Genomic DNA, 13,231 nt, shown 5'->3' with positions numbered 1-13,231 from the left:
CGACCCGAGACGCCCGCCGGAAACGGCGGGCGTTTTCGTTTGGCGGCTCAGTCCTCCTCGGCGTTGGCGAGGACGGGCTTCAGGGTTTCGTCCGGCCCCCGGGCGAGTTGCTCGCGCAGCACCTCGCGGTCGAGGTCGCCCTCCCAGCGGGCGATGACCAGGGTGGCCACCCCGTTGCCCACCAGGTTGGTCAGAGCCCGGCACTCGCTCATGAACCGGTCCACGCCCACCAGCAGGGCGAGCGCGGCGATCGGCAGGTCGGGGATCACCGCGAGCGTGGCGGCCAGCGTGATGAAGCCCGCCCCGGTGACCCCGCTCGCGCCCTTCGACGTCAGCATGGCCACGCCCAGCAGGGTCAGCTCCTGGGTGAGCGTCAGCGGCGTGTTCGTGGCCTGGGCCAGGAACAGCGTGGCCAGCGTCATGTAGATGTTGGTGCCGTCGAGGTTGAAGCTGTAGCCGGTGGGGATGACGAGGCCCACGGTGCCCTTCCCCGCCCCCAGCCGCTGGAGCTTCAGCATCATCTGCGGCAGCACCGACTCCGAGGAGGAGGTGCCGAGCACTATCAGCAGCTCCTCGCGGATGTAGCGGATGAACTTCAGGATCGAGAAGCCGGCCAGGGCGGCGATGGCGCCCAGCACCACCAGCACGAAGATCAGGCTGGTGGCGTAGAAGGTGGCGATCAGGGCGCCGAGGTTCACCAGCGCGTCCAGGCCGTAGCGGCCGATGGTGAAGGCCATGGCCCCGAAGGCTCCGATCGGCGCCAGGCGGACCACCACCCCGATGATGCCGAAGAAGACCTTGGAGATGTCCTCCAGGACGTTGGCGACCTTGTCGCCGAACTCCCCCATACGGTTGCAGGCGAAGCCGGTGAGGATGGCGATGACCAGAACCTGCAGCAGGTTGCCGCTGGCGAAGGCGCCCACGAAGGCGTCGGGGATCAGGTGCAGCAGATAGTCGACGAGCCCCTCGCCCTCGGCGGCCTTCTGGGCGTAGCCGGCGGCCACGCTCGGGTCGAGGGTGGCGGGGTCGACGTTGAAGCCGCGCCCGGGCTGCAGCGCCCGGCCGACCACCAGGCCCACCACGAGCGCGAAGGTGGAGACGACCTCGAAATAGATCAGGGTCCGGGCGCCCAGCCGGCCGAAGGCCTTCATGTCGCCCATGCGGGTGATCCCGGCCGCCACGGTGCAGAAGATCACCGGCGCCACGGCCATCTTGATCAGCTTGATGAAGGCGTCGCCCAGGGGCTTGAGCGAGGCGCCGAAGGTGGGCCACAGCGCGCCGACGGCCATGCCGAGGACGACGGCGATCAGCACCTGGACGTAGAGCACGCGCAGGTGACGCAGGAACCCCAAAGCGCCGCTCCCCCTTCTCGGCGTTTGCACGCCCGCAGGCTTAGGCTATCACGCCCCTCGCGTGGCCCGGTAGCTCAGCCGGATAGAGCAGGGCTTTCCTAAAGCCAAGGTCGGGGGTTCGAGTCCCTCCCGGGCCGCCACGCGGATGGTCTCGCGCCCGACGAAGGGCCGATCAGAGCCATCCAAACCGTCGGCGGGTTGTGGTCACAGGAAGCTGTGGCGTCGGACGGGCAGGTCGACCTACTGCGGCGGCCGCGAAACCGAGCAGACGAAATTGGCCGCCTTGTTCGGATCGCCGGCGCCGCGCTTCCAGGCCTTCGCCGGATAGGCGCACAGCGGACGCTGCATCGCCACGCCGCGCGCCGGCGATCCTCCGACGTAGCGGGTGGCGATCACCTGACGCGGCGCCTCACCCCCTTCGACCCATTCGGTGAGCGCGGCGAAGAGGTCGTGCTGCGGGGTGAGCGAGGGCGGCGGGATGGCCGCGCCCGTCGCCGAGTTGAAGACGTCCGGTCCGGGCCCGCCGGCGCAATGAGAGAAGCCCGGCGCCATGAAGAGCCGCGCGAACTCCTGGGCCCGGTCCTGCCCGCCCGCCTCACGCGCGGCCCGATCGTAGAAGGCGACGCTCTGGTCGGGCGGCACCAGGCTGTCGGCCCAGCCGTGGTAGATGATCAGCTTGCCGCCCCGGGCGCGGAAGTCGCGCAGGCTGCCGCGGGTGGCGTCATTGACGATGGGGCCGAGCGCCCGGTCGACCCTGGCCATGTCCCGTTCCACCCGGAACCGTGACCAGTCCCAGTTGGGACCGAAGACCCACTTGAAGAGGCTGACGAACGGCGGCTGCCCGTTCGGCCGGGACTGCAGGAACTTCCAGTCGAAGAAGCCGGTCGCCTCGCTCCCCGGCAGCCAGCCGTAGAAGAGCGGCCGCCCGCGTCCGTCGGTGGGGCCCGAATAGAAGGCCCGGGCGGTCCGGACCTCGGCGGCGGTCAGGCAGTCGGCGCGGTCGCCGTCGCGGCAGGCCAGGACCGCGGGGTCGAACCGGCAGGCCTTCGGGTCGCCGATGAACGGGTCGCCGGCCAGGCCGCTTCCCGCGGCGCCGCAGCGCTGGACGGCGGTGTCGCTGAGGAGGCGGAGCTTGGCGTCGGAGAGCCGGTGGCCCGGCTTCAGGTTCGCGGCGAGATCGTTCCAGAGCACCGCGGCGTGGCCCCAGGTGCGGTTGATGACCGGCGCGCCCACGAGGATGCCGTCGTAGTCCTCCGGATAGTAGAGCGCCTCGATCAGGCCTTCCTGGCCCCCCGTCGAACAGCCGGTGTAGTAGGCGCGCCGCGCGGGCGCGCCGTAGAACGCCTGGGCGACGGCCTTGCCGGTGACGGTCATGGCGTGGGTCGAGCGCCGGCCCCAGTCCCGCCACTTCACCGGCTGGCCGATCAGGGCGTCGCCGTCCAGGGGCGTCGCCGGCGCCGTGCCGGTGTCGGTGACCGCCGTGGCGTAGCCGCGCCGCAGTCCCGCGGTCATGGGCCCGTAGCCGCCCGCCAGGACGCCGCCGAAGCCGCCGTTGCCGTTGCCGTGGAAGACGCCCTGCCATCCCGCCGCCGGCAGCCAGATCTCGACGCCGACATCGGAGCCGGGCTCCGTCCGGACCGACGCCACCACCCGGCAGAACGGCGGCAGGTCCGGCGACCTCATGGCCCCCATGGCGGCGAACCCGCCGGCCGGAATCGACTCGGCGCTCCTGATCACCGTGTCCGGCAGCCTCAGGTCGCGGAGCGACTCGCAGGACGCCGCCGCGCTCGGACCGGCGCACCCAAGCGCAAGCAGACCTGCCGCCGAAGCGAGACGGCGACGGATCGAAACCCGGCCACGGGTCCCTGGACGGTGCGGCCAGATCATCGGCTTGCCCCTCTGCTTGATGCTGCACCACGCCCGCGGCCATCGCGCCAGCTTCCCGGGTCCTTGCGTCGCATCATGCGGGGCTCGCGCTCCGGGACCTGGCCAGCCACGCCTCCGCCTGCGCCTGGTACCAGGCGACGACGCCAGGGTTCTCGATGCCGTCGAGGTTGATCACCTTGGCCACCGGCCAGCCCTGGAACAGGCGCTTCACGGGAAGCTCCTGCTTCTTGCCGGACAGGGTGCGGGGGATTCCCGGCGCCTCGATGAAGGCGTCGGGCACGAACCTGGGCGAAAGCGCGTCGCGGATCGCCGCCGCCATCTTCGCCTCCAGCTCGGCGTCGAGTCCGCGCCCGGCGGCGGGCGCGACGAACATCAGGAGGCGACTGCCGCCCTCGCCGTCCTCGAGGTCGATCACCAGGCTGTCGGCCACGTCGGGGAGGCGCTCGACCGCGGCGTAGAGCTCTGCCGTGCCCATGCGAAGACCGTTGCGGTTGATGGTGGCGTCGCTGCGGCCGCTGATCGCGCAGCTGCCGTCCGGCTCGATCTGCAGCCAGTCCCCGTGGCGCCAGACGCCGGGCCATTCGCTGAAGTAGGAGTTGCGGTAGCGCTCACCGTCCGTGTCGCCCCAGAAGAACAGCGGCATGCTCGGGAAGGGCCGCGTGCACACGAGTTCGCCGACGCGGCCGATCACCGGCTTCCCCTCCTCGTCCCAGGCTTCGACGGCTGCGCCGAGGTGCCGGCACTGCAGCCGGCCCGGCGTCGGCGGCAGCTCGCGGTTGCCCGAGAGGAAGGCGGCGGCGATGTCGGTGCCGCCGGAGATGTTGCACCACCAGATGCCGGGCCGGCCCATCGCCGCGAACGCGGCGGAGCCCCAGGCCTCCACCTCCGCCGGCAGCGGCGAGCCGGTGCTGCCGAGCGCGCGGACGGCGCCGAGGTCGCCCATCTCGCCGAGGACGAGGCCGGCCTTGCGGCAGCTTGCGAAGAAGGCCGCGCCCGCGCCGAACCAGGTCACGCGGTGGCGGGCCGAGAACCGCCAGAGCCGGCCCCAGTCGGCCCGGTCGCGGGAGCCTCCCGGCGCGCCGTCGAACAGGCAGATGGTGGTCCCGCTGAGCAGGCCGCCGACCTGGACGTTCCACATCACCCAGCCCGTGGCGCTGTACCAGTGGAAGCGCTCGGCGAAGGTGTTCGGCGCATAGCTCGGCCCGATGTCCAGGTGCATGTTGCCGACAAGGCTGGCGAGCACCACCCCGCCGTGTCCGTGGACGATGGCCTTCGGCAGGCCCGTGGTGCCGCTGGAGTAGAGGATCCACAGCGGATGGCTGAACGGCAGCCATTCCGGCTCGAACGCCGCCACCGCCTCGTCGTCCCGCGCCTGGGCCGCCGCGAAGTCGTCCGCGCCCTGGATCTCCGCCTCGGCATGGCCGGTGCGGTTGACGAAGACGGCCTGCAGGCTGGGAAGCCCGCGGCGGATCTCCTCCACCACGGCGCTGCGGTCGCGCGCCCGCCCGGCGTAGCGGACGCCGTCGACGGCAATCAGGGCCTTCGGGGTCACCTGCCGGAAGCGGTCGAGGACGGCAGGCGTGCCCATGTCGGGCGAACAGAGGGTCCAGACCGCGCCCAGGCTGGCGCAGGCCAGCATGGCGACGACCGCCTCGGGCGCATTCGGCAGGTAGGCCGCCACCCGGTCGCCGCGCCCGACGCCCGCACGCCGGAGCTCGAGGGCGAGCGACGCGGTCCGCCGCCGCAGCTCGGCCCAGCCCACCTCGACGACGCGGCCGGTCTCGTCCTCGGCGATGATCGCCGGCTGGCCGGCGGCCTCGGCGGCGTCCGCGTGGCGGAACACCTGCCGGACGTAGTTGACCTCGGCGCCCTCGAACCAGATGGCTTCCGGCATCTCGCCGCGGAGCACCGCCCGCCAGGGCGTCGGCGACTCCAGCTCGCCGTAGACCCAGACGCTCTCCCAGAAGGCGGCGAGTTCGGTGGTCGACCACGTCCACATCGCCTCGTAGTCGCGGAACTGCAGGCCGTTGGTGCGATGAAGCCACGCCCGGTAGAGCGCGAGCTGCGGCGTTGGATCGGCCCGGTCGGGGCGTGGCATGGCAAGGTCCCGTGGAAGCGGACGGATCACGGCGTACGACGAGCTGCGGGTGCGGGCCGCCGCCCGCACCAGGCAGGACCGATCCTGCGAGGGTCGGCCAGAGCCCGGCGGGGAGGCGCCCGGGCTGTCCTAGAACTGATGGGTGACCGTGACCCCGTACATCCGGGGAAGCCCCATCGAGCCGGTGACCGCAGGCGTCGCCCCCGACCCCGCCGAGCCCTGGCTGATGTAGCGCTCGTCGGCGGCGTTGCGGATCCACGCCAGCAGCGCCCAGGCCCGGTCCCGGGAGGCCAGCTCAAGCGACCCATTCAGGAGGCCGTAGGCGGCCTGGGAGTTCTGCGGGTTGTTGTAGATGTCGAAGTAGGTCCGGCTCTGCCACTTGTAGTCCGCCCGGGCTGTGAGGTTCAGGTTGTCGGACACCGGGAAGGTGTACTGGGCCGAGACGTTGTACTGCCAGCGCGGCGCCTGGGTGAGCGTATTGCCCTCAAGCTGAACCGCGCCGGGAGGCAGCGGCTGCCCGTCCCGCGTCGCGCCGACGCACGACGGCGAGGTCGGCGCGGTCGGGTACAGCGGGTCGTTGTTGCAGAAGAAGCCGAACTCGGCGTCCAGGTAGGTCACCGCCCCGGTGAACCGCAGCCCGTTGATCGGGTTGGCCTCACCCTCGAACTCCACCCCCTTGATGGTCGCCGAGGTGGAGTTCTCGACGCGGGGGAAGCGCACCTGGGTCGCGTCGTTCAGGCGGAACACGGTCTGCTGCAGGTTGGTGTAGTCGGCGTAGAAGCCGGTGAGGCCCAGCCGCACCCTGCGGTCGAACAGCATGGCCTTGAGGCCCGCCTCGTAGTTCCAGACGTACTCCGGGTTGAACCGGTTCACCGGCATGGACACGTCGCCCAGCGTGTTGAACCCGCCGGATTTGAAGCCGCGCGAGGCGCTGGCGTAGACGAGCGTCTCGTCGTTCGGCGTGTAATCGAGCACGAAGCGCGGCGTGAAGGCGCTGAACTTGCCGGAGTCGGAGCTCAGGCGCGGCGCCCCGCCGACCGCGGAGTCCATCTGGTAGGACTTGTCGTCGGTGGTGTAGCGGCCGCCGACCGTGGCCCGCAGCTTGTCCGTCAGCTGGTAGCGGAACTGGGCGTAGGCGGCGTAGGAGTCCAGCGTCTCCTCGGGCAGGTAGACCAGGTAGTTCCGGAACGTCGCCAGGCTCAGGTAGAGCGGCTCGCTGGACTCGCCGCGCATGTAGAAGGCGCCGGCCACGAGGTCCGCGCGCTCTCCGAGGTTCGCAGTCAGGGTCAGTTCCTGCGTGAACTGCTTCGCGTTGATGCCGATCAGGTCGAAGCGTGCGGTGTTGTACGGCGTCGCGTCGACATCGAGGTCGGTCAGGTCGATCTCGTGGTCGATGTACCCGGTCGTGGAGGTGAGCGTGATGTCCGGCGTGACCGCCCAGGTGGCGAGGGCGGTGGCCCGGAGGCTCTCCACGTCACGCCGGTTCGGCTCGTTGAAGTAGAAGGTCAGGTCGTCCGGGTCGTTGCGCGGATAGATGTAGGTCGCCAGTTCCGGCACCGTCGGCCGCGCCGGATCGGCCCGGCCGAGGATCTGGGCGAAGCCGGGGTCGCTGCGGTCGCGCGTGTAGTCGACGAGGCCGCGCAGGCTGAAGGTGTCCGTCGGCGTGAACAGCAGCTGGCCGCGCACCTCGGCGATGTCGGTGTTGTCGTTTCGCCGCCCCAGGAAGCCGTTCTTCAGCCAGCCGTCGGCCACTTCGCGCTGAAACGACAGGCGGCCGGCCAGCTGATCGGAAAAGGCCGTGTTGAGGTGTCCGCGCACGCCATGGCGCGACCGGTCGCCGACGGTGACGCTGAGGCTGCCGTCCCGGTCCGGCGTCGGCGCCTTGCTGTGGATGTTGATGGCCCCCCCGGTGGCGTTGCGGCCGGCGATGGTGCCCTGCGGCCCCCGCAGCACTTCCACGCGCTCGAGGTCGAGGAAGGCCGGGTTCATCATGAAGTGGTTGAGCAGCGGCACGCCGTCCAGCGACACGGTGACGCCCGACTGGCTGCCGATGTCCTGGCCCGCCTGGCCGATGCCGCGCATGGCGATGAAGACGTTCGTGGATCGGGTGCCGAACTGCAGGCTGGGCGTGAGCTGGACGAGGTCGCCGACCTCCTTGGCCCCGGCCCTCTGCAGGGTGGCGTCGGAGATCGCCGTGATGGCGATCGGGATGTTCTGCAGGCCTTCGGCCCGCTTCTCGGCGGTGACGACCACCTCTTCCAGCGCGGCTTCGTTCGCCCGCGGCTGGGCCAGGGCCGTGGCCGGCAGGGCCACGCTGCCCAGCAGGGCCGCCGCCCCCAGCGGCAGCGCGCCAGCCCGACGGATCACTTTGCGGTTCATTGCACCCTCCCTCGATCGCAGGATCGCTTCAGCCCGGAGTCTGAAGCTCCGGTCCCCGAGCAATGGCCGCGGACGGGGGCGCAGCTCAATTGCAGGGCTGACAGCGTGATTTGGCGTAAGTGACCAGGCCGGCGGCGCGGGCTCACGAGACCCTCCGCTCGCCCAGGACCGCCGTCGCGCTCGCCAGCCTGGCGGCGTCGGAGACATAGCGGGAGCGGAAGGACGAGGGCGGCATCCCCGCCCAGGCGGAGAACTGCCGCGAGAAGCTGCCGGGGTCGCTGAAGCCCAGCACCAGGCCGATCTCGGTGATCGGGATGTCGCTGGCCAGGAGATAGGCGCCGGCAAGCTCGCCGCGCAGCCGGCTCCGGATCTCCTGGAAGCATTCCCCTTCGCGGTGGAGCTCGCGACGCAGGCGCCGCGCGCCCGTCCTCAGCCGGGCGGCGACGTCCTCCAGGCTCGGGGACCAGTCGCCCGCCTTGTGGAAGTCGAGCAGCGCCTGCTGGGTGCGTTCGCGCCAGCTGGCCCCGCCGCCCGGCGTCTCGAACCAGTCGGGCTCGCCGGCATAGTAGGCCTCGTAGTCGCCCAGCGCCTTGTGGGCCAGGGGCGCCGACAGGTCGTTCCAGTCGTACGACAGGGAGTCCACCTCGGCGTCGAACCGCACCGGGCAGCGGAAGACGGCGAACCGGTCGAAGCCGTTGGCCTGCTCCGGCCGCGGCCCCTGGATGGAGATGCCGCGCAGGGCGAGCGGCCGGCCGATGAGCCAGCTGAAGAAGTGGTAGATCCAGAGGAACCGGATCCAGACCAGGACCTGCCGGTCGACCCCGTCCACGGTGTGGTATTCGCAGGTGTGCTGCAGGCCGGCGCCGTGGTCCTCGGTGACCGCCGGCCCGGCGTCGGCCGACATGGCGTTCGTGAACCGGATGCTGACCCGAAGCGCCTCGCCGAACGTGGCGCAGCTCATCAGCGAGATCATCCGCTCGGCCTCGAGCGCCAGCCGGGACGGGGTGGCGAAGAAGCCCAGGAAGACGTCGTCCAGCGCGAACTGTGTCTGGCGGACCAACCGGACCAGGGACCGGCCATCGATGGCCCGCGTGCGGCTGCCGTAGACGGCGGGGTCGATCCCCGCCTTCCGCAGGATCTCCGCCGGATCCTTGCCACGCCGGACGGCGCCCTGCAGCAGGGCGCCGACCGCTGCGCCGTCCAGCCCCGGGGCCCGTGATGTCGAACCGTGCATCGGCCTGAGACCTCACCTGCCCCGCGGCTCAAGGCGCCGGGGCGGCCGCCAGCGCCTCGCCCGCCTTGCGGTGGACGTGGAGCCACGAGACGCAGACGAGGGAGATGAAACAGGTCGCCGCCATGTACGCGGCCACCGTCATGCTGCTGCCGGATGCGGCGAAGAGGGCCGTGGCGATCATCGGGGCGAACCCGCCGCCCAGCAGCACGCCGACCTGGTAGCCCAGGGACGCGCCGGAATACCGGACCTCGGTGGAAAACAGCTCCGCGAACAGGGCGGCCTGCGGGCCGTACATCATGGCCACGCAGCACAGGCCGACCGCGATCGCCGCGCCCACGCCGGCGGGCGCGCCCGTCTCCAGCAGCGGGAAAAAGGCGAAGGACCACAGACCGGTGGTGATGCAGCCCAGCCGGAAGAGGCCGTAGCGGCCGAACCGGTCGGAGGCGGACGCCACGAGGATCAGCGCCGGGATCATGCAGAGGCTGCCGAACATCACGCCGCCCAGCATCAGCTCCCGCGACAGCCAGAGTTCCGTCGTCCCGTAGGAGATCACCCAGGTGATGATCACGTAGAAGCAGGCGTTGCTGGCGATGAAGGCCCCGCCGGCCAGCAGGATGCGGCGCCAGCTCGAGGCGATCACCTGCAGGATCGGCGAACGTCGCGGCGCCTGCGATGGCGCAGCCGCCTTTCGCTTCGCCGCCGCGGCCACGAATTCCCGCGACTCCTGGATGCGCGTGTGGACGAAGAGCGCCAGCCCGACCACGACGATGCTGAGCAGGAAGGGGATGCGCCAGCCCCAGGCCTCGAAGGCGGCCCGGTCCATCAGGCCGTTGGAGAGGATGAAGGCGACATTGGCCAGGATCACCCCGCACGGAACTCCGATCTGCACGAAGCTGCCGAACAGGCCGCGCCGGCCCTCGGGCGCGTTCTCGATGGCGATCAGCGCGGCCGCGCCCCACTGCCCGCCCACCGCGAACCCTTGGGCGAACCGCAGGACGATCAGCATCAGAGGCGCCCACATGCCGACGCTTTCGTAGGTGGGCAACAGGCCGACGAGCAGGGTCGAGACGCCCATGATCATCAGCGCCGCCACCAGCGTCGCCTTCCGGCCGTAGAGATCGCCGAAGTGTCCGAACACCACCCCGCCCAGCGGACGGGCGATGAAGCCCACCGCGAAGGTGCTGAAGGCGGCGAGCTGCGCCACCAAGGGCGAAAGCTCCGGCGAGAAGAAGATGTGCGGGAACACCAGCGCCGCGGCCGTGCCGTAGACGAAGAAGTCGTACCACTCGACCCCCGCCGCGACGGCCGAGGTCATGGCGAGCCGGGCGGTCGAACCGCGCGCCGGCGTGGCGTTGGGAGATGTCATGCCTGGTGCGTCCCTCTCTCGCCGATCTGCGCCGGCTGGTCGGGATCATAGGAAGAAGCGGCCAGGCAATTTGAGGTCTCTGCCGGACACATATATGTCTTTAGCGGACAAACGGAGGCGCAGCTTGGCCCAGGCGAAACCAGTGGGACGACGGACGGGGGCGGCGGCCGGAGATCTTCCGCCGGCCGGGCGGCCGCTTCGCCGGCCGCTGCCGAACCAGAGGATGTTCGCGCCCTACAAGATCGCCACGCTCATCGATGTGGTCGCCGGGCACGGCCTGGCGGCGGAGACCGTGCTGACCGGGACGGGCCTCAGCCCGGCGGACGTGGCCGATCCGCACACCCTGACCTCGATCCGCCAGTACCTGACGGCCTGCGAGAACGTGGTGACCGCAGGCGTCGACCTGAGCGTCGCCTACGACGTCGGCGCCCACCTGCACCTGTCGGCCTACGGCATGTACGGCTACGCCCTGATGTGCTCGCCGACCATGCGGGACTTCTTCGAGTTCGCCGTCCGCTACCACCCGCTGGCGACCCCGATCCAGCAGCTCGGGTGGCGCCAGGACGGCGACCTGGCGATCTGGTCGTTCACCGAGATCTACGGCGATCTCATGAGCCACGACCTGCGCAACTTCCTGCTTCGCCAGCAGATGATGATGACCTCCACCCATATGCGCGACGTGATGGGGGTTCACGCCCATCCGATCCGGGCGTCCTTCGGCCTGCCGGATATCGGCCGGACGGCGGCGGACGAAGCCACGCTCGGCTGTCCCTGCCTCTTCGGCCAGCCCGCCCACGAGCTGCATTACAGCGCGAGCGTGCTGGACCAGGCGCCGGAGCTCGCCAACCGCCTGACCCGCGCCATGCTGGAAGACACCTGCGACCGGCTTGTGGGCCAGGCCAAGATGACCACAGGGGTCGCGGGCGACGTCTACCAGCTGCTGATGCTGGCCCCGAACGGCTTCCCCTCGATGCAGGCCGTGGCGCAGCGGCTGGGCATGACCGAGCGGACCCTGCGCCGCCGGCTCGATGAGGCGGGGCAGACCTACGCCACCATCGTCGATGACGTGCGCCGCACGCTGACGCTCGAGTACCTGACGACGACCCGCATCAGCGCCGACGACATCGCCTGGAAGGTCGGCTTCAGCGACAGCTCCAACCTCAGGCGCGCGGTCAAGCGGTGGACCGGAAGAACCTTCGCGGAGGTTCGCCGCGGGTGAAGCTGTCGCCAGCTTGCATGCCCGGATGGCGGCACGGCGCAGACGCCACGAGGGAGGGATCGCCGCGAAAGGTCCTCGCGCGCCCTACTGCGGGGCGGGCTCTAGCGTGGCGTTCTCACGGAACTCTTCGGCGTTGATGAAGGCGGCGCCCGCCTCGTCCAGGACCCACATGCCGATGAACGAGGCATCCAACGGATCGAGCTCCTCGTCGATCAGATCGCCATCGTACAGCGCGACGTTGCTGTAGTCGAAGTCCAGCGACAGCTGCTCTGCCAGGCCGAGCATCTCCTCGGCCATCCGGCGCGCGTACCCCACGGCCTCGCTCTCGTTGGCGAAGTCGTCGGCCAGCGTGTTGACCTCGGCCGCCTCGCTGCCTTGCGTCGCGCTGGTGGTGACGATGGTGAATGCGGGCATGGTCGTCTCTCTGCGTTCGGGAGGCCCCACCTAGCCCGTTCGCGGGCAAGAGCGCGCGGACATTCTGCAATACCGTCGTTCTCGGGTCGCCCCCCAACATCGGGCGGTCCTCACTCCCCGGCGCCGCCCCGATGGTCCCGTTTGGTGGCGCGGTAGGTCTTCTGGAGCGCAGCGAGCCGGCGGCGCTCGGCGTCCCGGGCGACGCGGTCGGCCTTCTCCTCCACGGCCGCCAGTTCGACCCCCAGCTTCTGGAAGTTCGCCCACCGGGCGGGGTCGAGCGCTCCGCTGTCCAGCGCGGCGCGGACCGCGCAGCCCGGCTCGCTCCCGTGGGTGCAGTCGTTGAACCGGCAGTCCCGGGCCAGCTGCTCGATGTCGTCGAACGCCTCGCTCACGCCCTCGTCGGCGTCGACCAGTCCCACCTCGCGCATGCCCGGGGTGTCGAGGATCAGGGCACCGCCGGGGAGCAGGACCAGTTCGCGGTGGCTGGTGGTGTGGCGGCCCTGGTCGTCAGCCTCGCGGATCGCATCGACGGCCATTCGCGTCCGGCCCAGGAAGGCGTTGACCAGGGTCGACTTGCCCACGCCGGAGGACCCGATCAGCACGCAGGTCTCACCCGCCTTCACCTGGGCGAGCAGGGCCTCGAGGCCGACGACTTCCCGCGCCGAGACCACCAGCACGGGGCAGCCGGCCGCCAGGGCGGCGACCTCGGCCGCCTCGGCCTGCGGATCGGCCGAGAGGTCGGACTTGGTGAGCACGACCACGGGGCGGGCGCCGCTCTGCCAGGCGGCTGCGAGATAGCGCTCGATCCGGCGATGGTTCAGATCTGCGTTGAGCGAGGTCACCACGAAGACGACGTCGATGTTCGCGGCGACGACCTGCAGCTTGCGCACGCTGTCGGCGGCCCTTCGCGTGAAGGCCGTCCGGCGCGGCAGCACGGCATGGATGGTCGCGGTGGGGTCGGCCGGGTCGGGCGTGAGCGCAACCCAGTCGCCGACCGCCGGATAGCCCCCTTCTCCGGCGTCCTGAAGCAGGCGACCCGACGCCTTGCCACGCAGCTCTCCGGCCTCGGTGACGAGCACATAGCCGTCGCGGTGCTGGACGACGACGCGGCCGGGCATGCGCCCGGCGCGCGCGTGGGGCGCAAAGGCCCGGGCCAGCTCCTCGGACCATCCGTACTGGTCGATCACGTCAGGCATCCACAATCGTCGCGCAATCGATCGCCTGGGGGCGGGGGCGCCATCCTATGGGCCTAACCGCCCGCGGCCGCCAGCGCGCTGATCTG

The 13,231-nt window shown here is 70.8% G+C and carries 9 protein-coding genes and 1 tRNA gene; 2 read left to right on the top strand and 8 right to left on the bottom strand.

Annotated elements, in window-relative coordinates; translation table 11 throughout:
• Positions 1 to 47: 47 nt before the first annotated feature.
• Positions 48 to 1,334, bottom strand: a complete 1,287-nt coding sequence (locus tag VM685_RS11460) for a dicarboxylate/amino acid:cation symporter (protein WP_325460382.1) — start codon at positions 1,332 to 1,334, stop codon at positions 48 to 50.
• Between the two features lie 81 nt (positions 1,335 to 1,415).
• Here VM685_RS11460 and VM685_RS11455 point away from each other — a divergent pair.
• Positions 1,416 to 1,492, top strand: a tRNA-Arg gene (locus tag VM685_RS11455).
• Between the two features lie 100 nt (positions 1,493 to 1,592).
• On the opposite strand, the gene VM685_RS11450 is transcribed toward VM685_RS11455, so the two are convergent.
• The 5 genes from VM685_RS11450 to VM685_RS11430 form a co-directional block, all read right to left on the bottom strand.
• Positions 1,593 to 3,035 carry a tannase/feruloyl esterase family alpha/beta hydrolase gene (locus tag VM685_RS11450; protein ID WP_325460280.1) on the bottom strand — a complete coding sequence of 481 codons (1,443 nt, stop codon included), beginning with the start codon at positions 3,033 to 3,035 and terminating at the stop codon, positions 1,593 to 1,595.
• Between the two features lie 277 nt (positions 3,036 to 3,312).
• Positions 3,313 to 5,337: an acetoacetate--CoA ligase gene (locus VM685_RS11445; RefSeq protein ID WP_325460279.1), complete on the bottom strand. Its 2,025-nt coding sequence runs from the start codon at positions 5,335 to 5,337 to the stop codon at positions 3,313 to 3,315.
• A 129-nt stretch (positions 5,338 to 5,466) separates the two neighbouring features.
• A complete protein-coding gene (locus VM685_RS11440) occupies positions 5,467 to 7,716 on the bottom strand; it encodes a TonB-dependent receptor (protein ID WP_325460278.1) in 2,250 nt (749 codons plus the stop codon).
• Positions 7,717 to 7,858: 142 nt separating this feature from the next.
• Entirely contained in the window at positions 7,859 to 8,950 is a 1,092-nt protein-coding gene (locus tag VM685_RS11435) for an AraC family transcriptional regulator (RefSeq protein WP_325460277.1), read from the bottom strand.
• Between the two features lie 28 nt (positions 8,951 to 8,978).
• The gene (locus VM685_RS11430; protein WP_325460276.1) at positions 8,979 to 10,316 is read right to left on the bottom strand and encodes an MFS transporter; all 1,338 of its coding nucleotides are present in this window, start codon (positions 10,314 to 10,316) and stop codon (positions 8,979 to 8,981) included.
• Between the two features lie 223 nt (positions 10,317 to 10,539).
• Here VM685_RS11430 and VM685_RS11425 point away from each other — a divergent pair, with 223 nt between their 5' ends.
• Positions 10,540 to 11,535 (top strand): AraC family transcriptional regulator, encoded by a 996-nt coding sequence (locus tag VM685_RS11425; RefSeq protein ID WP_325460275.1) that lies wholly within the window; start codon positions 10,540 to 10,542, stop codon positions 11,533 to 11,535.
• A gap of 84 nt (positions 11,536 to 11,619) precedes the next feature.
• Here the strand turns inward: VM685_RS11425 and VM685_RS11420 are convergent, their stop codons facing one another.
• Both VM685_RS11420 and rsgA read right to left on the bottom strand, forming a co-directional pair.
• On the bottom strand, positions 11,620 to 11,949 hold the full coding sequence (locus VM685_RS11420; protein WP_325460274.1) for a hypothetical protein: 330 nt from the start codon (positions 11,947 to 11,949) through the stop codon (positions 11,620 to 11,622).
• Between the two features lie 110 nt (positions 11,950 to 12,059).
• The gene (gene rsgA, locus VM685_RS11415; protein ID WP_325460273.1) at positions 12,060 to 13,145 is read right to left on the bottom strand and encodes a ribosome small subunit-dependent GTPase A; all 1,086 of its coding nucleotides are present in this window, start codon (positions 13,143 to 13,145) and stop codon (positions 12,060 to 12,062) included.
• Positions 13,146 to 13,231 lie beyond the last annotated feature (86 nt).

Origin of the sequence: Phenylobacterium sp. (assembly GCF_035539035.1) — a bacterium.
Classification (GTDB): Bacteria; Pseudomonadota; Alphaproteobacteria; order Caulobacterales; family Caulobacteraceae; genus Phenylobacterium.
The sequence above is the reverse complement of the archived record's forward strand: the minus strand, read 5'-3'. Positions and strand labels throughout refer to the sequence as shown.